This is a genomic window from Luteibacter sp., from assembly GCF_035539195.1.
Lineage (GTDB): Bacteria > Pseudomonadota > Gammaproteobacteria > Xanthomonadales > Rhodanobacteraceae > Luteibacter.
The window spans coordinates 1-20242 of record NZ_DATLIW010000028.1 but is presented as its reverse complement, the minus strand read 5'-3'; the positions used below and the strand labels follow the sequence as shown (position 1 = coordinate 20242).

Genomic DNA, 20242 nt, shown 5'->3' with positions numbered 1-20242 from the left:
GTCAGTGCCGGTAGCTTCCAAGCAGCGCCTGTGCCACCAGGACCCAGCCGTTGATCAGCAGGAACAGCAGGATCTTCAGCGGCAGGCTCACCGTCGCCGGCGGCACCATGATCATGCCGAGCGCCATGAGGATGGCAGCGACCACCAGGTCGATGAGCAGGAAGGGAAGGAAAATGACGAAGCCAATCTGAAACGCGGTGCGCAATTCGCTGAGCATGAACGCCGGAATGAGATGCAGCGCCTGTACTTCGTCGAGGTTCTTCGGTTGCGGCGCACGAGCCATGTCGACGACCGCGCGCAGGTCGCCCTCACGCGTCTGCCGGATCATGAACTCCTTGAACGGCTGAAAGCCTGCAGCCACCGCCGAGCCGGTATCCATCGTCTTGGCGACCCATGGGTCGACGGCGCGTTCCTTGGCCGCCTGCAGCACCGGTGACATGGAGAAGAGCGTGAGGAACAGTGACAGCGTGATGATCACGACATTGGGGGGCGTCTGCTGCAGACCGAGCGCGCCACGAATCATCGACAGGACGATCACGATCCGGGTGAACGATGTCATCGCAATCAACAGCGCGGGAATCATCGACAGCGCCGTAAGCATCATCACCTGGCGCAGTGCAGGGGCGATGTCGGGCTGCCCCGCCATGTCCCTCCATGGGTCGGCGAAGGCGGCGTGTGGCCACGCGAATGCCAGCAACGCCACCGCCATGGACATGCCGAGCGATGCAAAGCGATACCGCGTCATGGTGCCGGCTCCGTCGGAGACAATGAACTGACGTGCACGCCATAACGCGATTCGACGATAAGCAGGCGTGTGTCGCCGTCGTGCACGACGAAGGCACTGCACGTCGGGCCCAGACGCAACCTCTGAGCCACCGTCAGGCGAGAGTCGCCACCGCGTTCCGCCGCGCCTGTAGCGGGAACGCCTCCGAAGCCACGACGGCGCAGCCACCAGAGCACGACGAACGCCGCACCCAGCAGCACTGTGGCGACAAGCAGGCCGCCTGTGGAGCCGGCCATCGGTGCCGCAGCGGGCTGTTCGAACGGAATCGCCGCCGTCGACGACGCATGCGCCGGCATGACAGGCATCTGATTCAGAGCACTTTCTCGATCTGTACGCCAAAGTGATCGCCCACGGCGACGAGATGAGCCGTCGCAACCGGCTTGCCGTTGAGTGCAAGTGTCACTGGCTCATCCATCTGTCGGTCGAGCGCAACGACCACGCCGGCCTTCAGATCCATCAGCTCGGCCAACGGCAGCTCCACGTCGCCGAGGATCGCCGTGAGGCTGACGCGCACGTGCCCGACCATTGACAGATCGGTGGCCAGGCTCGCCGCCGGCTCATCCGAGGCGGGGTTTACCAGCGTTTCAAGTTCGAGGGGTTCGACCAGGACGGAACTCATGATGGGGTGCTCCTTGGATATCAGGGTGCGAGCAATTGCAGGGCGCGCTGGCCCCGGTGCTCGCCGAGTTGGGCGCGTGCGACGACTGCAGCGCCGTCGCTTTCGATAACGAGCGCAGGCAACGTCTCCAGCCGGGCGCGTGTGACGAGGACATCGCCGGGCTTGAGCGCTCGTAGTTCAGCGAGTGCAATCTCGCCGAGGTCCAGCTGGCCACGAAGCCGGGCGGAAGCCTCGCCGATGGCGAGACGAAGCGTGGTCAGGGACACACCGCGAGCGCGCTCCGGCGAGTGGATCGTGTCGACCAGGCGTCTCGCCAGCCGGATGCGCAAGGCCAGTCCGCCTATCTCCACCGTCAGGGCGACGCATCCCAGCCTCGGATCGGACAATGCTGGCGGCAATGCCGCCGCGTCCGGCAGCTGCGAAGCCTTTCGGCGGTCATCGCGGGAAAGGCGATGCACCAGGTCGTGCGTCGCCTCTTCGCCGACGTAGCTCGCCAGCGATCCCGGCGCATCGACCGCTACGCCGACGAAGGCGCCCGCAAGGGCAGACGGACCCGGGATCGCCAAAAAGAAATCGGTCGTTAATAGCAGCGATGTAGCGTCATCGCCGGCGTCCGCCAGACTGTCCATCGTTTCAGCGAGTCGCACCGCCGGTGCGGCGTCGAGCGCCGACCAGTCGCCCCACCACTCGCGCACCTGCGCGGCGACCCAATCGACGACGAACTGCTGGCGGGTCGTTCCAATCCAACCGAAGCGATCAGCCACCGCCGCCTCCCGTGCTGGAGTACAGCTCCTGCAACATGCTGTCCGTTACGGTGAGAACGCGCGAGCTTGCCTGGTACCCACGCTGGACGATGATCATCTGCGTCAGCTCGCGCGTGAGATCCACATTGGACAACTCGAGGCTGCCACCGACAATCGATCCGAAGTCGGCATCGTTCGCCTTGCCGAGCTTCACGTCCACGGAGCCCGGCGCGCGGTACATGGCACCTTGCTGCAGGACGAGTTGCTGTTCGTCCGACACCTTCGCCAGTGCGAGGCGCGGCCCGCTCACGGTCTCGCCGTCGGTATAGGTGATCTGCAGAACACCGTCGTCATCGAAGGTCGAGTTCGACACACCGAGCACGCCGTGACCGTCGGCCACCTTGCCGCCGAGCGACGACGTGCCGCCGGTGATCTGCGTAACGCCGCTGAAGGTCCCCGCCGTACCGAACGAAAGCTTCACGTTCTGCTTGTTGCCATTGTAGGCAAGGTTCAGGGTCATATCGCTGAACCCTGCCATCGGTGAACCGGTCGAATCGAAGCGAATCTGCCCGGATCCGACCAGCGCGCCGCTATCGTCCTTCACGGACACCGACCAGCTGTTCGGCGTCGCGGCGTTGGTGTTCGTCAAGGTGAGCGTCAGCGTGTGCACACCGCCCGACGCGTCGTACACCTGCAGCCCGGTGACCTGCTTGGTCGTGTCCGTCTTCACCAGCAGATTGCCCGTGAATCCGATCGAGGTCGTCGCCACCGGCGGCAACGTGGCGAGACTGGAGATATCGAAGTCCGCTGCCTGGCCTGCGTCGTTCAGCGACGCGACGCGATAGCCCGTGTTGTCGTCGATCAAGATGCCATTGCCATCGAAACGGAAGTGCCCGGCTCGCGTGTAGAACGTATCGCCGCGATCGCTCTTCAGGACAAAGAGGCCGTTGCCCTGTATCGCCACGTCGGTGCCAGTCCCCGTCTGCTGCGTATCGCCTTGCTGGAGGTCGGTCTGCTCGCCGCTCAGCTGCGAACCGATGCCGCTGCCGACGTTCTCGAAGAAGGCGCTCTGGCCGCGATAGCCCGGTGTATTCATGTTGGAGATGTTGTCGCCGATCTCGTCGAGGCTCTTGGAGAAGCCGAACAGACCCGACAAGCCGTTATAAAGTGCCTGCAGCATTGTGTCGCTCCTTAGGGCTGGACCAGACTGATCTGTGACATGCGCACCCCGGTGACGACCGCACCCGTGGCGCTATCGGTCACGGAGAGCTGAACGCCACCGGTGGTGAATTCCACGGCGCTGATCTTTCCGGCGGATGTCGAGCCATCCGAATCGGTGACCTGTACCGCGTGATTGAGCAAGGTCATGGACTGGCTCGACGAGTTCATCGTCAGCATGTCCTGGATGCCCTGGTTGGTTTCTCCCGCCAGTTCGATGCTCTCGAACTGCGACATCTGCAGCAGGAACTGGCTGTTATCCAGTGGCTGCATCGGATCCTGAAACTGCAACTCGCTGACGAACAGGCGAACGAAATCCTGCTGGTCGATCGACTTCGCCTGCACACCCGAGGCGGTGTCGGAGGCACCGAGAACAGCACCAATCGAATCAACTGTCATGCCACGTCACTCCCTGTTCGTTGATATGTGTGTCCATGCCGTCCCGCCGCCAGACCTCGCGACCGTTGATGACGACGCGACCGACCGACTGGTCCTGCGTGCTGGCGTAGCGCAGCAACTGATCGACCAGGTCGCCGTGGCCGGCGTCGCCGATGCGGTAGTCGCGCAGGCGCAACGTGGTCGTTGCGCCCCGACCGGCGAATGAAACCCGCCGAGCGAGCCATGCGGGCATGTCGGCCATGCCGGTCAAAACAGGCGTCGCATCGGACGCCTCATCAGCACTCTCGGCACTCTCGGCACTCCTGAGCGAAGCACGTCCCATGGGCGTCGGTGCCGCAACATCGGTGTCGCCATGCCCAGCCGCGATAGCCGACGGCGCGCCGACCAGCGGCCGCATCGTTGCGTTTGCAGCCGGCGTATCCGCGGAAAGAACCACCGGGCCATCGGGGGACGTATCCGTCGCCGCCGCCAGCATGGACAGGTAACCGACCACGGCAAGCCCTTGCGGGTAGACCCTCGCGCCGCTGCCGAACAGCGCATCTGTCGGCGCCAAGGGCACTGCATTCACGGCGGCGGCCGGTGCAAACGGCTTGGCGTTCGCGTCAGGCGTGGCGGCCACGCCGATATCGACATGATCCGCCCGGCCTGCATCGCTACCTGTCTCCATCTTCGCGGATGTGATGTGGCGCTCGAATGATTCCCGGGTGTCGTCGCGTGTCTTGCGCGCCGCATCGGTCTCGCGGACGGCCATCTGTTCGGAAGGAAGGGTCTTCACGCCGGCCTCTGCGCACGCGACAGCCACAGATCCACCGCATCGGCGAAGATACGCGCGTCGACGGCCGCGGTGTCATCGCGTTCGACACGCTCGGCGCGGTCCTGCGTGGCGTCGGCGCGCACGCGCGCGTCGGCCCAATGTTGAGAAGCTTCCGTCGCCATCGCATCGGCAAGGGTCGCTTTCGTGGTCGCCAGCGCGTGCACATCACAGGCATGGGCGGCGAGGTCGCCCCAAAGCATGTAGCGCGCAAGGTCGTGATGCACGGCAAGGGCGACGGCGCGCTCTTCTTCGATCCCACGCCAGGCCAGCTCGGCTTTCGTCAGCGCCGCCTCGGCGAGGGTCGACTCGTGGCGGGCCACGGCGAGCTTCTGGCGGTCGCGCTCTTCGCGGAAGGCCTCGACTGCTGCGATTCGCGTCGCGAGTCGTACGCGCGCGTTCCTCATGCCGCCTCCCCGCTGGCGAGGAGCGCCGAGAGACGAGTGTAACCGTCGTCGCGATCGTGGCTGTCGCCCGGCGCCTGGCGGAACAACGCCTGGAGCGCCGGCACCTGTTCCACGGCACGGTCCAGCGTCGCGTTGGCGCCACGTTGCCAGGCACCCATGTCGATGAGGTCGCGCGATGCCTCGTAAGTGGCGAAAAGCCGCTGGACCTCGGTGGCCAGCTCACGCTCCTCGCGCGTCATCAACCGGCCGACCCAGCGACTGACGCTTTGCAGCGGGTCCACCGCCGGCCACTGGCCACGGTTCGCTTGCTCGCGCGTCAGCACGATGTGCCCGTCGAGCAAGGCACGCATGTGGTCGGCGACGGGCTCGTTCATGTCGTCACCTTCCACCAGCACGCTGTAGATGCTGGAAATAGACCCTGCGCCGGTGATCGCGCCACCACGCTCCGTAAGGCGTGGCAGCGCGTTGAAGACGGACGGCGGATAACCGCGTGAGGTCGGCGGCTCGCCCGCGGCGAGGCCGATCTCGCGCTGGGCCATCGCGAACCGCGTCACCGAATCGACCATCAGCAGGACATCGTTGCCCTGGTCGCGAAAGTACTCGGCGACGGCATGAGCGACATGTGTCGCATGCGCTCGCACCAGCGCCGGCTGGTCGGAAGTCGCAGCGATGACCACCGCCCGGCGCATGCCGTCGGGCCCCAAGGCGTGCGCAATGAAGTCACCCACCTCCCGGCCGCGCTCGCCGATCAGGCCGATCACGGCGACGTCGGCGCGTACATGGCGCGCCAGCATGCCGAGCAAGGTGCTCTTGCCCACGCCCGAACCAGCGAACACCCCGACACGCTGGCCCTTGCCCAGCGTGAGCAGCGTATCGACGACCCGCACCCCGGTTTCCAGGACGTCGTTGTCGTCGCGGCGACGAAGCGGCTCGATGGGCTCACGTCGTACCGGCCATTGCGCTTCCGCCTGGATCGGCGGTCCGCCATCGAGGGGCCGGCCGAAAGCGTCGATCGTGCGACCGAGCAACGCCGGGCCCACCGGCACGGAGAGTTCGATGCCGCAGGCCCGCACGCGATCGCCCACGGCGACACCGGCGGTATCGCCATAGGGCATCAACAGCACCCGTCCCTCGCGAAACCCGATGACCTGGGTCAGCACCGGCGCGCCATGATCCCGCGAATGCAACTCGCATACCTCGCCCATGCGGGCATCGGGTCCATAGGCCTCGATCACCAGCCCGTTACAGGCGGCCACCTCACCCTCACGGTAGCCCACCGGCATGGACTGGATGGCATCAAGGAGAGCCGCTGCCGCGTTCATGCGCCCGGGCTCCCGGAGCCGGCGCCGACCACGGCAAGCAAGGTATCGCGCAGTACGGACAAGCGTTCGGCAAGACCGGCAACGACACGACCGCGCGGCGTTTCGAGCACGCAGGCACCACGGGAGAGACGCTCGTCACCGTCCACGCTCATACCGCGCACATGCGCCGATACAGCCTCCACATCGTCCGGCGGCACCCGCAGGCGTAGAGGACGCTCCGGGATGTCCTGCACCACCCGTGCGCACAGCGCGCCGATCAGATCGTTCTGCGCATGACGTTCGCCGAGCAGGCGCACAACCGCCGCATAAGCGATCTCGACAGCGAGACCGACCGCCCAGTCGCGCTCGTCGAGGCAGGCCACATTCAAGGCGTCGGCGGCGACCGTGAGTCGCTCCCGCGCCGTCGTCAGTTCGGCGAGGGCGGTATCGAGTTGCACTTGCGCCTGGGCTTCCCAGTTCAACCTTGCTTCGATAGCTGCTGTCTCGGCCTCGGCAGTGGCGCGAGCAAGACCATCGCGGTAGCCCAGGTCGAATCCGAGCCGATGATCGAGTTCGTCCGCGGAGATGCCCGCGCCGGACGACGCGGTAAGGCGTCGCGCCACACCGCGGCTCACCACGTTCGCTTCGACACGACGGGCGCCTTGTTCGTCGTCCATGTTCACGCGTCCACGTCCTTCGGTGGCACCCAGCTCGTCAAGGCGGCCCGGAGTCGCGCTGGCATCGGACCCTCGCCATGCACGCCACCGCTTGCCTGGGCCCAGAGGGCCGCCCAGGTCGGATCGAGGTCGCGCGGGATAAGGAGCGGACGATCGTCGGTGACTGGCGTGACCGGTGTTTCGGCAGGCTCACGGGGCGGCTCGATGCTGTCCGCGACCCGGGCCAGGCGGTCCAGACCCGGTGTCTTGCCGAGCGCACGCAGGGCGTCAGCCGCCGCCACCGGCAGGCGCTCGAGCAGCCAGTCGCGATCGGCGGGATGCAGCGTCGCCAGGCGCAGTGCGGTGTAGCGAAGGCCCGCGCGGTTCATCGCGACTCCGCCACATCGATCCACTGGCGGACGTCGGCCAGCAGACGTTCGCGCTCGGCCAGAGCCAGGCGCTTCGGTTGACGACGACGCTGTGCCGCGACACCGAAACCGGCACCGATAACACCGGCAAGCAGCGCGCTTCCCGGCACAGCCCACATCCAGACCGGCACATCGCTTGCCGGCGTCGCACGGCTGGCTATCGCCGCCACAGGCGGCGCAGGGCGCAATGCGTGCGCCGCGGCCGGCGCCACGCGCGTCACGCCGGATACGGCCGCGACGTCAAGTCGGTCACCACGCTGCGTATCCAGTCCCGCCGCCGCACCGATCACGGCTTCGAGGTGTGACATCGTCGCCGCATCGAGGCCCGCGGGGACGATAACGCCAATGCTGATGCGGTCGATCCGACCGGGGGCCCGCTCCACTTCTTCCTGCTCACGACCGTGAGCGAATTCGAGTTCGGAATCGCCACCACTGCGACCCGCTTCGCCTTCAGCGGTCGTCGCTCCGTGGTTGGTCGAGGATTTCTGCCGCACGACAAGGCCATTGCCATCCTTTCCCTGCGCGACGAGCCGGTCGCTCACCTGTTTCACACGGTCGTAATTGAGTCTTACATCGACGGAAACGCTGTAGCGGGCACCGTCGCCGAGCACGTCGTGCAAGAGGCCATCCACGCGCTGCCGCAGCCGGCTTTCAATACGAGCTTGCTCGTCACCCTGCTCCGCCGCGTTGCCGGAGCCACTGGACAGCGGCATGCCTCCCGGCCCGAGCACGGCGACGCGCTCCGGCACCAAGCCTTCCACGGCAGAGGCAACCAACCGCTGGATGCCCGCCACCTGGCGCGGTTCGAGCGTGCTTCCGGGATGCAATGCAAGCGTCACCGACGCCTTGGACGGCGACTCGTCGCTTTCGAACATGCCAGCCCGACGCAGGGTGAGATGCACCCGCACCGAAGCCACTTCAGCGATCGAACCGATGGTCCGCTCCAGCTCGCCCTGCAAGGCCCGCTGGTAGTTCACGCGCTGCGCAAACTCGGTCACGCCAAAGTCCGAATCCTTGAAGGATTCGAAGCCGACGCTTCCGCCGTGCGGCACGCCCTGTGCGACGAGCTTCATGCGCGTGTCGTACACCGCGTCGGACGGCACGAGCAAGGTCGCACCGCCGTCGGCAAAATGATGCGGTACCTGCAGCGTGTCGAGTGCCGCGCTGATTTCGGCCGCATCGGTTTCCTTCAGTTCGGAAAACAAGGTTTCGAAGCGCGGGCGCATCGACCACCAGGCCAGGGCCGCACCGATAGCGATGATGGCCAGGGCGCCACCAATGAGCGTGACCCGCTTCTGCGTGGACCAGTCCTGCCAGAATGTCTTTGCCTGTTCCATGCGCGCGTCAGACCTGCATCGTTACGATGTCGTGGTACGCCGAGAGCAGGCGATTACGCACCTGCACCACCATCTGCATATCCACCCGCGCTTCTTCCAGCGCGATCATTACGTCGTGCACGGGGATGTCCTCGCCAGCGGCAAGGGCACGTGTCGCCGAATCAGCCGCGGTCACCGACTGGTTGATACCGGCAAGGCCGTCTCCGATCGCCGTGGCGAACGTCGGCCCCTGGGTCACGGGCGGCAGCACGAGGGCCGGTTTCTCGAGGTCGGGCATGGCGCCCAGGGGAGCAATCGCTTCGATCACGGTCAGCGTCCCCCGATCGTCAGCGACTTGAGCAACATGCCGTGCAGGGCGTTGAACGCACGGATGTCCGCCTGGTAGCCGCGCTGTGCCGACATGAGCGTCGACATTTCCTGCGCGAGGTCGGTATCGGGATAGGCCACCATGCCGTCCGCCCCGGCAAGCGGACTTTGCGGATCCTGTACGTTGTGTGCCCCGTCAGCCGAGTCGGTACCCGGCAGGGTGGCGGCGAACTCGTTCGCGCCTGCCGCCTTGAGGGCATCGCGTCGGGTGGCAAGCGGCAGGTTGGCGGTTGCGATGCGGCGGCTCGCTGCCTCCATGCGGCCGCGCTCGAAATCGAGGCCCTGGCGGGTGACGGCAAAGATGGCATCCGTACTCATGACTGGTCTCCGGAAAGCGCGATCGACATCAGGCCGAACTGGCGGTTGAGTGCCTCGGACAGTGCCTGGAAATGCGCACTGGCCAGCGCGAGGTCGGCCACCTGGCCATCCACGTCGCCCTCGCCTTCGACGCCGAGGCTCGGCTGCGAGGTCGTCGCACGGATATCCACCGAGCCCAGGGTGTCGCGCGGAATCGCGTCGCCTTGCGCCACGCGACCGAGAAGATCGTTGGCGGCCGCGAAATCCGGACGCTCCATGCGGCTGCCCGGCACATTGGTCAGGGCGATGTTGCGGCTCGCCACTTCGGCACGGCGCTGGGCCATGTCGAGCGCGAGGTCAACGGCACCTACGGTAAGGCTGTTGATCGTCATGAGGGCGGCTTATTGGATGAGGAGTTCGCCACGCAACGCACCAGCAGCCTTGATCGACTGCAGGACGCTGATGACGTCACGGGTGGAGAGATGAATGGAACGCAGCGCGGCAATCAGGTCGGCCACGGTCGCCCCGTTGTGAAGGTTGACCATGCGTGCGTCGTCCTCGTTGACGCGAATCTTCGATTCGGGCACCACGGCGGTACGTACGTTGCGACCCGGGTCGACGAACACGCCGTCCGGCTGCGACACGAGGTAATCGGTCTTGATCGATACGCGAAGGTCACCCTGCGAAATCGTCACGCTGGCCAGCCGCACATCGCCGCCCGAGACCACCGTGCCCGTGCGTTCGTTGACGACGACGCGTGCCACCTGGTCCGGTTCGACCATCACGCTTTCCAGCGCGGCGATGTTCTGCACCGCGCTGGGTGAGCCGGCACCGAAGTCCACCACCACCTTGCCCGCGTGTGCCGCCGTGGCGGTAGCGCCGGGTATGGCGCGACGAATGGCCTGGGCGACCCGCGTGGCGGTGGTGAAGTCGGGCTGGTACAGGATGATGTTGATCCGTCCCGCCGTACCCAGGTCGCCGAGCGGCGCGGCGCGCTGCACCGTGGCACCCTCGGGCACGTTACCGGCGGTCGGGTGGTTCTTCTGCTCGGAGCTGCCGAACGACTGGACCTTGTAGCTGCCGGTGGAGATCGCGCCCTGCGCCAGCGCGTAGAGCTGCCCGTCGGGACCATCCAGCGGCGCCAGCAGCAGCGTTCCGCCACTGAGGCTGCGCGCGTCGCCGATCGATGCCACGGACACGTCGAGCTTCTGACCCGGCTCGGCGAACGCCGGCAAGGTGGTGGTCACCATCACCGCCGCCACGTTGCGGCTGTTGAGGTCTTCCGGCGTCACGTTGATGCCGAAGTGGCTCAGCGTGTTTCCGACCGACTGCAAGGTGGCGTGATTGCGCGAAGTATCGCCCGAACCCGCCAGGCCAACCACGAGGCCGTAACCGATCAAGGCGTTGTCCTGCACGCCTTCCGCACGCGCGATCTCTTTCAGGCGCACACCCACGAAGGTCTGCTGCGCGAAGGCCATCGGCATCGCGCACAGGGCCAGGGTAAAGAGGACGAGTCGCTGCAGGCGTGTCATAGGAGACCCAGCCATTTCGTGATGCGATAGAGAATGCTGCGGCGCTGCGGCGCGCTCACGTCACCACGGCCGGTGAACTCGATGTGGGCTTCGCTGATACGCGTCGACAGGATGGTGTTGCCCGAGCTGATGTCCTCCGGGCGAACCGCACCATTGAGCGCGATGTGCTGCGTTTCGCCGTTGACCACGACCGCCTGTTCGCCGTGAACGATCAGCGTGCCGACCTGGTCGATATTGACCACACGCACCGCCAGCTGTGCCTGCAGGGCGCCCGAGCGCGTGGTCTGCCCCGCGCCGGTGTCACTGCCGGAAATACCGATCGAGCCGCTGTGCGAGGCGTGCGTACCGCGGACGGCGCCTGCGAGGGTCACATCGTTGGAGGAATCGGTATTGGCGGCGGCCGACGCACGCGAGGTCTCCACCACGAGCACGGTGAGCGTGTCGCCGATGCGCCAGGCACGACGATCCTCAGCGAGGCCGTGGTAGGTCCGCGGGTCGATCATGCCGGTGCCGTGGTCCTGAGCGAACGCCAGCGGCATCGCTTGCGCGACGAGCAGCGCGAGGCCCAGCCGCCCGATGGCGTGATGTTTACTGGACAAGTTCCGCCTCTCCCCGGTCGGTGACCGTCGCCTTGACCGGCGCCGTCGCACCATCCACCTGGACGGTGACGACATCGCCACGATTGCCCGCTCGCATGGCCATGCCGGCACGCTCCACGGTGATGTCACCGAACGCGGCACGCAGGCGGATAGGCTGCCGGTTGTCGATGTCCGGCACGCGCTCGAAGTCCGCCAACGACACGGCCTGCCCCGCCCTCACGTTGTGTTTGAGTCGAAGTCCCTCGACCTGTTCCGGCGTCACGCATTCGCCATGCGCCACGTCCACGGTCTGTCGCTGCATCGTCACGGCAGTCGCCAGGTCGTGGTCGTGCGCATCGGCGCTGTAGACCCAACCTTCGGTGCTCGCGTGCAGGGAGAAGCCGACGGTCGCCTTGCCGACGACGCGCCCGTCACGCAGCAGCTCCACATCCACGGTGAAGCGCTCACGCGGAAAGCGGCCAACGACCGGCATCGCGCGCAACGCGACGTCCGTTTTCGGTACCGCGGCCGGGCGCCCCGTCACAGCCAGATCGATCTGGCCGTAGCGCTGGCCGAGACTCGTCTCGACCGACGAGCGTGCAGCCTCCACCACGGCGTCGGTGGTCGTGGGTGCGGCCGCCGCCGCGCTGGCGAATGGCGCCACCAGCAAGGGAAGGAGAAAACGAGCGCTCATCGATTGAGGTTGTTGATCGTGTCGAGGATCTGGTCCGAGGCCTGCAACACGCGTGCGTTGAGCTGGTAGGCACGCTGTGCAAGGACGAGCGTGGACATCTCGCTCACCAGATCGACATTGGATCCTTCGATATAGCCCTGAGTCACCGTGCCGAAGCCGGCATCGCCCGGTTTGCCGACCGTGGCGTCGCCGGAAAGGTCGGTCGCGGCGAAGTTGTTCCCGCCCACGGAGCGCAATGCCTCGGGCGCGGCGAAGGTGGAGAGTTCGATCTGGCCGATGACGGTGGTGGTTTTGTCACCGGGGAGCTGGGCACTGATCTCGCCGTTGGTGGCAATGACGATGTGCGTAGCGTCTGCGGGAATCTGGATGCCCTGGGCGAGACGCTGGCCGGAGGCCGTCGCGACATAACCGTCGCTGTCGATCTTCAGGCTGCCGGCACGAGTGTAGAGGCGATCGCTGTCCCCATTCTGCACTTCGAAGAAACCATTGCCCTGGATGGCGAGGTCCCAAGGGTTGTTGGTCTCCTGCATCGTGCCATCCACCATCACCGGCGAGGTCGTGGTGATCTGGGTGCCTGCGCCCACCTCGTTCGTCGCCTGGCCTTCGCGCGCCTGGGCGGGCGTCAGCGAGGACACGTCGGCGAACGCCACGCGCGAGCGCTTGTAGCCGGGCGTCTGCATGTTGGCCAGGTTGTTGGAGATCACGTCGATCTGCTGTTGCTGCGACGTCAGGCCGCTGGCGGCGATATGGAGTGCGTCGATCATGGGATCAGGATTCCTTGCCGAGTTCGTCGATCCCGGCGATGACCGCCGAGTGATAAGTGGAGATGGCGTGCTGTACCGAACCGGCGTGGCGGGTGAGCTCCATGAGCTTTACCATCTCGCTGCCGGGGTCGACGTTGGAACCTTCGAGCGCGCCCTGATGCACCTTGGCACTGGCCTCCGACGTGCTCCCGTCGGGCGCGCTGTAGAGACCGTCACCGAGCACATCGAGCGAAACGTCCGCCGGCACGTCGACAAGGCCAATGCGGTCGACATCCTCGCCGTCGGCACGCACGGAGCCGTCTTCACCGATGGTGATCGCACCGCCGGCGATCGACAGCGGACCGGATTCGCCGACGAGTGCCCTGCCCCGCGCATCGACGACACGACCGTCCGCACCGAGGACGAACTGGCCGTTGCGGGTGAGGAAGGTACGGTCGCCATCGGTGACCTGGAAAAAGCCCGGACCCTGCAGGGCCAGATCGAGCGGCCTGCCGGTATGGATCAGTGCGCCATCGTCGCGGTTCACGCTGGTAGAAGCGGTCAGCGTTGCACCGAAGCCCTCCACGCGGCGCAGCGCGCGGTAGCCCGGCGTCGTCATGTTCGCCACGTTCTGGCTCAGCGTGCCGAGTGCGCGCACATCTGCACTGAGGAAGCGGGCAATGTAAGAAATCGGATCGGTCATGGTCAGGTCGCCGAAGGAGTGACAGTGGCGAAAGCGCGCACCATGACCGTGGCCGGGAGTTCGTTCACCCCGATCACGGCCACATGCGGCAGGGAACGCTGGATCAGTGCGCGGATCTGGCGACGCAGCGCCGCCGGGCACAACAGCACAGGGCTGAGACTCTTGCCGAGCATGGCGTCGGACTGCCGTGCGAGGCTGGAAAGGAAACCGTCGAGCTGGGTGGCGTCGGCCACGAGAGGCCCCTGCCCTTCGCGCTGGCGTGAGGCCACCAGCATGGAGCGTTCGAAGTCCGGGGCGAGTGTAAGCACGTGCAGCTCGCCCTGGTCGTTACTTGCGCGCTGGCAGATCGTCGCGCCCAGGCGCTCACGCACGCGCTCGGCGAGATCCTCGGCTACCTTGGTCGTCTTGCCCGCATCGACCAGGGTTTCGAAGATGGTTTCGAGCTGGCGGATGCTGACCAGCTCGCGCAACAACTGTTGCAAGACCTTCTGCACGTCGGTGTAGCTCATCACCGAAGGAATCAGTTCGTCGACCAGGCTGGCATGACGTTCCTTCATGCGAATGCTCAGGCGTTCGACTTCGGCCCGGCTGAGCAGCTCGGCTGCATGGCGTTTCACCAGCTCGTTGAGGTGGGTGACCAGCACCGTGTCCGGGTCGACCAGTGTGTAGCCGGCACCGCGCGCGAACTGGCGCGACTCCGGGGCAATCCACTGAGCGGGTAAACCATAGGCCGGGTCGCGAGTCTCGCGGCCTTCGAGGCGCGGCCGGTTGCCGCCCGGGTTGATCGCCAGCACGCCGTCGAAATGCAGCTCGCCCTGCCCGATACGGTTGCCATGCAGGAACACCTGATACTGGTGATCCGTCACCGTGCCCGGCTGGCCTTCGCGGGTCATGATCGCCGGGAGCACGAAACCATAGTCCAGCGCGAACTGGCGGCGCAGGCCCTGCACGCGCTCGTTCATTTCCACCGTGCGCGTGCGGAAGGTCTCGGCGATCGCTGCACCCAGGCGGATCTCCAGCGGCTCGATATCGAGGCTGCGATAGAAGTCGTCTTCCTGCGCCGTCGCCTCGGCGCGGCTCACGGTCGCGGCCTCGACCAGGGCCTCTTCCACCGCCTCGCTCTTGCGATGCCTGGCCACGTTGATCATCAACGCGATACCGGCCAGCACGATCAGTACCGGGAAGGCCGGCAGGCCGGGCAGCAGCATGACCAGGAACAGCGTGATGCCGACCACGAGCAGGGTGCGCGGATTCGACAGCACCTGCCGCGCGATCTCGCCGCCCAGCTCACCGTCGGACGCGGCGCGCGTGATGATGATGCCGGTCGCCACCGCGATAACCAGCGACGGGATCTGCGTCACGATGCCATCGCCCACGGTCAGCAGCGTGTAGCGGTGCACCGCTTCGGTCCATGGCATGCCGTGCTGGAGCATACCGATGGAAAGGCCACCGATGATGTCGATCAGCAGGATGATGATGCCCGCGACCGCGTCGCCCTTGACGAACTTGGTGGCACCGTCCATGGCGCCGTAGAAATTCGCTTCCCGCTCGATAAGGGCGCGACGACGACGGGCCTCCGTCTCGTCGATCAGGCCCATGTTCATGTCGGCATCGATGCTCATCTGCTTGCCGGGCATGCTGTCCAGGGTGAAGCGTGCGGCGACCTCGGCCACGCGCTGCGCACCGCTGGTCACGACCACGTACTGCACGACCACCAGGATGAGGAAGACCACCAGGCCGATGACGTAGTTGCCGCCCACCACATACGCCCCCACCGCACCGATCACGTGACCGGCATTGCCGCCGGCGAGAATCAGGCGGGTGGCCGAGACGTTGAGCGCCAGGCGGAACAGCGTGGCGATCAGCAGCAGCGACGGGAACGTGGAAAAGTTGAGCGGCGAGTCGGTCAGGAAGGTGATCAGCAGAACCAGCAGGGCCACGCTGAAGTTCACGATCAGCAGGAAATCCAGCAACCCGGCCGGCACCGGCACGAAGAGGATCGTGAGGATAAAGATCATCGCGCCGACCAGCAGCAACTCGCCCTTGCCTTTGAGGAGATAACGGAAGGCGTTCATGCGGCGTGGACCTTATGACCGGGCCGGGCCATGACCCAGCGGTAGACCAGACCGGTCTCGGTGTAGCGGTCGGCGGGAATCGCATCGTCGACATCGCAATCGCGGAACAAGGCGCGTGCCAGTTCCGGCGACCGCATCATCGGGACGCCATGGTTCGCCGCCATGCGACGAATACGCGCTGCCATCCAGCCGCTACCCTTGGAGACGACGATCGGTGCGAGCATCGTCGCCGGTCGATAACGTAGCGCCACCGCCACATGGGTGGGATTAGTGACAATCACATCGGCGGACGGCACACGGGCGATGGAACGGGCTTTCTTGAGCAGGTCGCGAGCCAGGCGGCGGCGCTTGCTGCGGATAGCCGGATCGCCTTCCTGGCGCTTGTGCTCGTCCTTCATGTCACGGCGACTCATGCGGAGCTTCTGGATGAATTCGCGGCGAGAGAACAGCAGATCGAGCACCGCGATCAAGGCGAGCATGCTCAGTACCCACTTCAGCACGCGAACGAACGATTCCTCGAGCAAAGCCGGCATGTCGGCCGGCGAGCGCGTCGCCGAGGCCAGCAAGGTGCCCTCGAGCGAGTGACTCAAGGCGTACAACACCACGCCCAGGATCGCTATCTTCAGCAGCAGACGAAACAGATCCCACACCGTGCGAATGGAGAACACCCGCTTGAACCCCTTGACCGGGCTCATGCGAGAAAAGTCGGCCTTGAGCGGCTCGGTCGAGAACATGAAACCGGTCTGCATCACGTTAGCCGCGATGGCCGTCACCACCAAGGCAAACAGCGAGGGCAGCAAGGCGCTCCATGCCGGCGCGAACGCCGCGGCCAGCCAGCGTGCAAGGCCACCCGATAGCGCGGGGCCTGCACCCGCTATCAGCAACGAAGCACGCATGGCGCGTGCAAAGGCCACCGCCAGCCCGCCAAGCGCCGAGGTAAAGGCGACGGCGAAGACGATCAACGTGATGACGCCGGTGAGCTCGGCGCTCTTCGCGGCCTGGCCCTTTTCCCGAGCATCGCGCAGGCGTGAAGCGGTGGGCTGTTCGGTCTTGTCCTGTTGGTCGTCAGCCATCTCAGCCTCCCACCATCGCGTTGGCGCCGTCGAGCGCATCGCGGAACAGGCGTGCCATGAGCGTCGGCGCCATCTTCAATGAGGCGGCGAGCAGCACCAGCACCGCGGCAACCTTCATCGGCAGCGCGAGAAAATAGATATTGGCCTGGGGCATGGAGCGACTCGCGATGGCGACGAACACGTCGATCGCGAACAGGCCGATCATCACCGGCATCACCACCATCAGGCCCAGCAGGAACTGCGAGCCCAGCATCGCGAACAGGGCCGCCGCCGCCGGCAGCCGCGCGCCGGCACCGAGAGGCAGCCAGCGCGCCGAGGCGATCAGGCTGCGCACCACCAGCAAATGAAACCCGAGCGCGAAGAAGGCGAACGTGCCCACCATGGACAGCGCACTGCCGAGGGTGGTGTCGTTGGTTTGCAGGCTGGGATTGAACAGGCTCGCCGATGCCAGACCCGCCTGGATATCGAGCACGCGTGCCGACAGGCCCAGTGCCGCCATCGGCAGCATCACCGCCAGGCCGTAGCAGCCGCCGATCAACAACTCGGACACCGTCGCGGCGAAAAGCCCGTCAGGCAAACTGCCCAGGGGGGCGACGCCCGCAAGCAACACTGACAGAACGAACAGCAGGAGGATTCGCACGTGCAGCGGTGCCCAGCTGAAAGGCGTCACCGCCGGAATGATCAGCAACGGGGCGAAGCGCAGCAAGGCCAGCAGCCACCCGACCACGGCAAGGGAAAGGGACTGACTCATGGGCCGCCGAATCCGCCGGCCATGCCGATCACGCGCTTGGCGAACTCCACCACCACCGACATCATCCAGGAGCCGAGCAGCAGGAACATACCGACCACGAGCACCAGCTTGGGGATGAAGGTCAGCGTCATTTCCTGAATCTGGGTCACCACCTGGAACACCGAGATGAGCAAACCGATCGCCAGCGTGCCGACGAGGATCGGCGCGGAGATCTTCGCCGCCGTGAGCAGCGTCTCGGCGAGCAGGTGCATGCCCGTATCGGCGTCCATCTCAGTGTTCGCCAGTACCGGTGATCCGCGCCTGGAGGCGCGCGAAAAAGTCCGCCGGACGCCCTGCGGCATCGATGCCCACCTCGGCGAGAATGCCGTCGACCATGGCTGTCGCCTCACGCTCGCGCCCTTCGGCACGCCAGATAAGGCTCTGCGCGTAACGCGCGTTACGCCCGGCCGGATCGAGGCGCAAGGCCACCCGCACGCCCTGGCGCGCATCGTCGAATTCACCGCGCAAGGCATGCACCAGCGCAACACCGCCATGGCTCTCGCCAAAGTTGCGGTCGGCGGCGAGCGCCGCATCGAAACTCGCGCGTGCCGCGGTAACGTCCCCTTCCAATAGCGCAGACCAGGCCAGCGCGTGCCACGTACCGAGATGCCCCGGCATGGCATGCGACGCCTTCTCCAGCAGAGGACGGGCGCCCTGCGAATCGCCCCGCAGAAGCAGAGCCTCGCCCGCACCGGCCAGCGCGCGGCCGTTATGCGGCTGCGACTCCAGCAAGCGGGAGAAGCTGGCGTACGAACCCTCGGAATCAAAGCGCGCCAGGGAAAGCGTGCCCAGCGTGGCAAGGGCGTCGGGCTGGTTCGGCGACAGGCTCAGCGCACGGCCTGCGGCAAAGCCAGCGGCGTCGGCGTCTTCCCGATCCATCTCGATCATGGCCAGGACGCCCCAGGCCTGCGCATCGTCCGGGCGCTCGGAAACGATCGCTTCGAGAATGAGCGCGGCGTCGTCGTAACGGCGGCGGTAGTGAAGCACGCGGGCATGCAGCAGGCCGATGCTCGGTATCACGATGGACTGCGGCACGAGCGGTGCAAGCACCCGCTCCGCACCGTCCACGTCACCCAAGCCGAGCAACGCGTACGCCAGATCGTGATGGACCGCCGGCTCGTCGACACCACCATCCACCATGCTGCGCAGTGGCGGCACGGCGGCAGCGTAGTCCGCACGGGCGATCGCACAGCGACCGACCCGGAATTGGCATTCGGGGCGGGTGAGCCAGGCGGATGGCCAGGAGGCGATCAAGGCATCGGCTTCAGCCACTTCACCCGCGCTAAGCAACGCATCGACCAGGTCGATCGCCAGGGGCAAGTTTTCGGGATCCTGTCGAAAGAAATTACGTAGTTCGCTCAGGCGATCCATGCAAAGGCTCCCTGGAGCGCGCACGACAGCTCACCACGCGCAATATTTTGCGCGTCATCCATTGAAGAACTCACCATGCCCCCTGCCGTCCGAAACTGGACGCCTACTGCCCGTATAGAGAGCTTTTGAGTTTTTTCTCAAAGCTCCAGCAGCAGCGAATCTACGGCGTCATCCTTGTAGTCCACAACCTGATAGTTGTGTAGGGTTTTTCCTACAAATTTGCCGGCTTTGCACATGTTGGTTCACTATGTCCATATGTAAAAAGCGCGCACGGACGCGGGAGAAGGTATGAGCGGCATCCAGAACCAGACGCCACGGGTAGTCATCGTCACCGGCGCAGACGAAGCGTTTGCCATTCGGCTGCGCGGTTGGGGATCCGAGATCTGCGCCGCCGCGCGCCCGAGAGGCTATGACGTCGCCTGCTTCGACCTGGGGTTGAGCGAAGCGACACGTGAGGCACTGCGATCGCTCGGCGTGCAGCTCATCGAGCCGGCATGGGACTTCGACGTGTCGGAGAGCATTCGGCTCAACGAGGCGTATCTTCGCGTCCTGACCGTCCGTCCCCACCTGCGACGCTACCTGCCCGGCTACGACATCTACGTATGGATCGACACCGACGTGCACGTACAACACGCGGTGGCGATCGACTGGCTGGTGGCAGGTGCACGCGGATGCGGGATGGCCTTAGTGCCCCAGGTGCACTTCAGCTACGCACAGACTGAGGCATCCACGCACTGGCGTTACGACCGCATGTATCGCTACTTCGGCTCGACAAGCGCGCGACGGACGTTGTGGCAGACCTATTACAACGCAGGCGTCTTCGCACTGACCGCCGACGCGCCGCATTGGGAGGCCTGGCGCGCGCGCTTTGGCGACGGTATCCATGCGACGCAGGGTGCGCTTATCTGTGATCAAAGCGCACTCAATGAGGCTATCCATACTGACGGACTGGTTGTCAGCTCGCTCCCGGCGATCTGCAACTGGCTTTGTCATTTGTCACCACCGCTGAGGCATCGCATCACCGGCCGGTTTCTGGAACCGGGGCCAGCGGGACAGGAGATCGCTTTGATGCATATGACGTCGGATACGAAGCGTCAGGCATCGTTTGCTGAGTTTTGGAGTTAGTTCAATGGACGTGATCGATCCATGCTTCCTACGACGCATAAGAAGTGACGCTATCCCGCTTTTTCGACACAGCCCATAACTAGAGGTAAGGTCGCTTCACCCACCGGCCCGATCGGGCCCCGGAGGAGCGATGAAGAAGTCGCGGTTTACCGAAGAACAGGTCATCTACGCGCTGCGCCTGGCCGAGTCGGG

At 65.6% G+C, this 20242-nt stretch carries 26 protein-coding genes; 1 reads left to right on the top strand and 25 read right to left on the bottom strand.

Annotated elements, in window-relative coordinates:
• Position 1: 1 nt before the first annotated feature.
• Genes fliP through VM621_RS08610 form a run of 25 tightly spaced genes read right to left on the bottom strand, consistent with a single transcriptional unit; the run spans position 2 to position 18925 of the window.
• Positions 2-745 (bottom strand): flagellar type III secretion system pore protein FliP, encoded by a 744-nt coding sequence (gene fliP / locus VM621_RS08730; protein ID WP_325468580.1) that lies wholly within the window; start codon positions 743-745, stop codon positions 2-4.
• Positions 742-1089 (bottom strand): hypothetical protein, encoded by a 348-nt coding sequence (locus VM621_RS08725; protein WP_325468579.1) that lies wholly within the window; start codon positions 1087-1089, stop codon positions 742-744. The genes fliP and VM621_RS08725 overlap by 4 nt, the downstream gene beginning before the upstream one ends.
• A 5-nt stretch (positions 1090-1094) precedes the next feature.
• Positions 1095-1403, bottom strand: coding sequence for a FliM/FliN family flagellar motor C-terminal domain-containing protein (locus VM621_RS08720; RefSeq protein ID WP_325468578.1), 309 nt, complete (start codon positions 1401-1403; stop codon positions 1095-1097).
• Positions 1404-1423: 20 nt separating this feature from the next.
• Entirely contained in the window at positions 1424-2167 is a 744-nt protein-coding gene (locus VM621_RS08715; RefSeq protein WP_325468577.1) for a hypothetical protein, read from the bottom strand.
• Positions 2160-3326 (bottom strand): flagellar hook-basal body complex protein, encoded by a 1167-nt coding sequence (locus tag VM621_RS08710; protein WP_325468576.1) that lies wholly within the window; start codon positions 3324-3326, stop codon positions 2160-2162. The genes VM621_RS08715 and VM621_RS08710 overlap by 8 nt, the downstream gene beginning before the upstream one ends.
• 11 nt (positions 3327-3337) lie before the next feature.
• On the bottom strand, positions 3338-3763 hold the full coding sequence (locus VM621_RS08705) for a flagellar hook assembly protein FlgD (protein ID WP_325468575.1): 426 nt from the start codon (positions 3761-3763) through the stop codon (positions 3338-3340).
• Entirely contained in the window at positions 3753-4538 is a 786-nt protein-coding gene (locus tag VM621_RS08700) for a hypothetical protein (RefSeq protein ID WP_325468574.1), read from the bottom strand. The genes VM621_RS08705 and VM621_RS08700 overlap by 11 nt, the downstream gene beginning before the upstream one ends.
• On the bottom strand, positions 4535-4981 hold the full coding sequence (locus VM621_RS08695) for a hypothetical protein (RefSeq protein WP_325468573.1): 447 nt from the start codon (positions 4979-4981) through the stop codon (positions 4535-4537). The genes VM621_RS08700 and VM621_RS08695 overlap by 4 nt, the downstream gene beginning before the upstream one ends.
• Positions 4978-6303: a FliI/YscN family ATPase gene (locus VM621_RS08690; protein WP_325468572.1), complete on the bottom strand. Its 1326-nt coding sequence runs from the start codon at positions 6301-6303 to the stop codon at positions 4978-4980. The genes VM621_RS08695 and VM621_RS08690 overlap by 4 nt, the downstream gene beginning before the upstream one ends.
• Positions 6300-6959, bottom strand: a complete 660-nt coding sequence (locus VM621_RS08685) for a FliH/SctL family protein (RefSeq protein WP_325468571.1) — start codon at positions 6957-6959, stop codon at positions 6300-6302. Before VM621_RS08685 ends, VM621_RS08690 begins: the two co-directional genes overlap by 4 nt.
• Positions 6960-6961: 2 nt before the next feature.
• On the bottom strand, positions 6962-7327 hold the full coding sequence (locus tag VM621_RS08680) for a hypothetical protein (protein WP_325468570.1): 366 nt from the start codon (positions 7325-7327) through the stop codon (positions 6962-6964).
• Positions 7324-8703, bottom strand: a complete 1380-nt coding sequence (gene fliF / locus VM621_RS08675; protein WP_325468569.1) for a flagellar basal-body MS-ring/collar protein FliF — start codon at positions 8701-8703, stop codon at positions 7324-7326. Before fliF ends, VM621_RS08680 begins: the two co-directional genes overlap by 4 nt.
• Before the next feature lie 7 nt (positions 8704-8710).
• Complete coding sequence (gene fliE, locus VM621_RS08670) at positions 8711-9010, bottom strand: flagellar hook-basal body complex protein FliE (RefSeq protein ID WP_325468568.1); 300 nt, start codon at positions 9008-9010, stop codon at positions 8711-8713.
• Positions 9011-9012: 2 nt separating this feature from the next.
• A complete protein-coding gene (locus tag VM621_RS08665; protein WP_325468567.1) occupies positions 9013-9387 on the bottom strand; it encodes a flagellar basal body rod protein FlgC in 375 nt (124 codons plus the stop codon).
• Positions 9384-9758, bottom strand: a complete 375-nt coding sequence (locus VM621_RS08660; protein ID WP_325468566.1) for a hypothetical protein — start codon at positions 9756-9758, stop codon at positions 9384-9386. The genes VM621_RS08665 and VM621_RS08660 overlap by 4 nt, the downstream gene beginning before the upstream one ends.
• A 9-nt stretch (positions 9759-9767) precedes the next feature.
• On the bottom strand, positions 9768-10898 hold the full coding sequence (locus VM621_RS08655) for a flagellar basal body P-ring protein FlgI (protein ID WP_325468565.1): 1131 nt from the start codon (positions 10896-10898) through the stop codon (positions 9768-9770).
• Positions 10895-11497: a flagellar basal body L-ring protein FlgH gene (locus VM621_RS08650; RefSeq protein ID WP_325468564.1), complete on the bottom strand. Its 603-nt coding sequence runs from the start codon at positions 11495-11497 to the stop codon at positions 10895-10897. Before VM621_RS08650 ends, VM621_RS08655 begins: the two co-directional genes overlap by 4 nt.
• On the bottom strand, positions 11487-12170 hold the full coding sequence (locus tag VM621_RS08645) for a flagella basal body P-ring formation protein FlgA (RefSeq protein WP_325468563.1): 684 nt from the start codon (positions 12168-12170) through the stop codon (positions 11487-11489). Before VM621_RS08645 ends, VM621_RS08650 begins: the two co-directional genes overlap by 11 nt.
• Positions 12167-12934 (bottom strand): flagellar basal-body rod protein FlgG, encoded by a 768-nt coding sequence (gene flgG, locus VM621_RS08640; RefSeq protein WP_325468562.1) that lies wholly within the window; start codon positions 12932-12934, stop codon positions 12167-12169. The genes VM621_RS08645 and flgG overlap by 4 nt, the downstream gene beginning before the upstream one ends.
• A gap of 4 nt (positions 12935-12938) precedes the next feature.
• On the bottom strand, positions 12939-13616 hold the full coding sequence (locus VM621_RS08635; RefSeq protein ID WP_325468561.1) for a flagellar hook basal-body protein: 678 nt from the start codon (positions 13614-13616) through the stop codon (positions 12939-12941).
• A gap of 2 nt (positions 13617-13618) precedes the next feature.
• Positions 13619-15691 (bottom strand): flagellar biosynthesis protein FlhA, encoded by a 2073-nt coding sequence (locus VM621_RS08630; protein WP_325468560.1) that lies wholly within the window; start codon positions 15689-15691, stop codon positions 13619-13621.
• A complete protein-coding gene (locus VM621_RS08625; protein ID WP_325468559.1) occupies positions 15688-16764 on the bottom strand; it encodes an EscU/YscU/HrcU family type III secretion system export apparatus switch protein in 1077 nt (358 codons plus the stop codon). Before VM621_RS08625 ends, VM621_RS08630 begins: the two co-directional genes overlap by 4 nt.
• Before the next feature lies 1 nt (position 16765).
• Entirely contained in the window at positions 16766-17515 is a 750-nt protein-coding gene (locus tag VM621_RS08620) for a flagellar biosynthetic protein FliR (RefSeq protein ID WP_325468558.1), read from the bottom strand.
• On the bottom strand, positions 17512-17784 hold the full coding sequence (locus tag VM621_RS08615; protein WP_325468557.1) for a flagellar biosynthetic protein FliQ: 273 nt from the start codon (positions 17782-17784) through the stop codon (positions 17512-17514). Before VM621_RS08615 ends, VM621_RS08620 begins: the two co-directional genes overlap by 4 nt.
• 1 nt (position 17785) lies before the next feature.
• The gene (locus tag VM621_RS08610) at positions 17786-18925 is read right to left on the bottom strand and encodes a tetratricopeptide repeat protein (protein ID WP_325468556.1); all 1140 of its coding nucleotides are present in this window, start codon (positions 18923-18925) and stop codon (positions 17786-17788) included.
• 288 nt (positions 18926-19213) lie between these two features.
• Here VM621_RS08610 and VM621_RS08605 point away from each other — a divergent pair, with 288 nt between their 5' ends.
• On the top strand, positions 19214-20050 hold the full coding sequence (locus tag VM621_RS08605; protein ID WP_325468555.1) for a hypothetical protein: 837 nt from the start codon (positions 19214-19216) through the stop codon (positions 20048-20050).
• Positions 20051-20242: the final 192 nt, after the last annotated feature.

Coding starts and splice junctions, on each gene's coding strand:
- fliP (WP_325468580.1), bottom strand. CDS start 745: ATGACGCGGTATCGCTTTGCATCGCTCGGCATGTCCATGGCGGTGGCG.
- VM621_RS08725 (WP_325468579.1), bottom strand. CDS start 1,089: ATGCCTGTCATGCCGGCGCATGCGTCGTCGACGGCGGCGATTCCGTTC.
- VM621_RS08720 (WP_325468578.1), bottom strand. CDS start 1,403: ATGAGTTCCGTCCTGGTCGAACCCCTCGAACTTGAAACGCTGGTAAAC.
- VM621_RS08710 (WP_325468576.1), bottom strand. CDS start 3,326: ATGCTGCAGGCACTTTATAACGGCTTGTCGGGTCTGTTCGGCTTCTCC.
- VM621_RS08705 (WP_325468575.1), bottom strand. CDS start 3,763: ATGACAGTTGATTCGATTGGTGCTGTTCTCGGTGCCTCCGACACCGCC.
- VM621_RS08695 (WP_325468573.1), bottom strand. CDS start 4,981: ATGAGGAACGCGCGCGTACGACTCGCGACGCGAATCGCAGCAGTCGAG.
- VM621_RS08690 (WP_325468572.1), bottom strand. CDS start 6,303: ATGAACGCGGCAGCGGCTCTCCTTGATGCCATCCAGTCCATGCCGGTG.
- VM621_RS08685 (WP_325468571.1), bottom strand. CDS start 6,959: ATGGACGACGAACAAGGCGCCCGTCGTGTCGAAGCGAACGTGGTGAGC.
- VM621_RS08680 (WP_325468570.1), bottom strand. CDS start 7,327: ATGAACCGCGCGGGCCTTCGCTACACCGCACTGCGCCTGGCGACGCTG.
- fliF (WP_325468569.1), bottom strand. CDS start 8,703: ATGGAACAGGCAAAGACATTCTGGCAGGACTGGTCCACGCAGAAGCGG.
- VM621_RS08665 (WP_325468567.1), bottom strand. CDS start 9,387: ATGAGTACGGATGCCATCTTTGCCGTCACCCGCCAGGGCCTCGATTTC.
- VM621_RS08660 (WP_325468566.1), bottom strand. CDS start 9,758: ATGACGATCAACAGCCTTACCGTAGGTGCCGTTGACCTCGCGCTCGAC.
- VM621_RS08655 (WP_325468565.1), bottom strand. CDS start 10,898: ATGACACGCCTGCAGCGACTCGTCCTCTTTACCCTGGCCCTGTGCGCG.
- VM621_RS08645 (WP_325468563.1), bottom strand. CDS start 12,170: ATGAGCGCTCGTTTTCTCCTTCCCTTGCTGGTGGCGCCATTCGCCAGC.
- flgG (WP_325468562.1), bottom strand. CDS start 12,934: ATGATCGACGCACTCCATATCGCCGCCAGCGGCCTGACGTCGCAGCAA.
- VM621_RS08635 (WP_325468561.1), bottom strand. CDS start 13,616: ATGACCGATCCGATTTCTTACATTGCCCGCTTCCTCAGTGCAGATGTG.
- VM621_RS08630 (WP_325468560.1), bottom strand. CDS start 15,691: ATGAACGCCTTCCGTTATCTCCTCAAAGGCAAGGGCGAGTTGCTGCTG.
- VM621_RS08625 (WP_325468559.1), bottom strand. CDS start 16,764: ATGGCTGACGACCAACAGGACAAGACCGAACAGCCCACCGCTTCACGC.
- VM621_RS08620 (WP_325468558.1), bottom strand. CDS start 17,515: ATGAGTCAGTCCCTTTCCCTTGCCGTGGTCGGGTGGCTGCTGGCCTTG.
- VM621_RS08615 (WP_325468557.1), bottom strand. CDS start 17,784: ATGGACGCCGATACGGGCATGCACCTGCTCGCCGAGACGCTGCTCACG.
- VM621_RS08610 (WP_325468556.1), bottom strand. CDS start 18,925: ATGGATCGCCTGAGCGAACTACGTAATTTCTTTCGACAGGATCCCGAA.
- VM621_RS08605 (WP_325468555.1), top strand. CDS start 19,214: ATGAGCGGCATCCAGAACCAGACGCCACGGGTAGTCATCGTCACCGGC.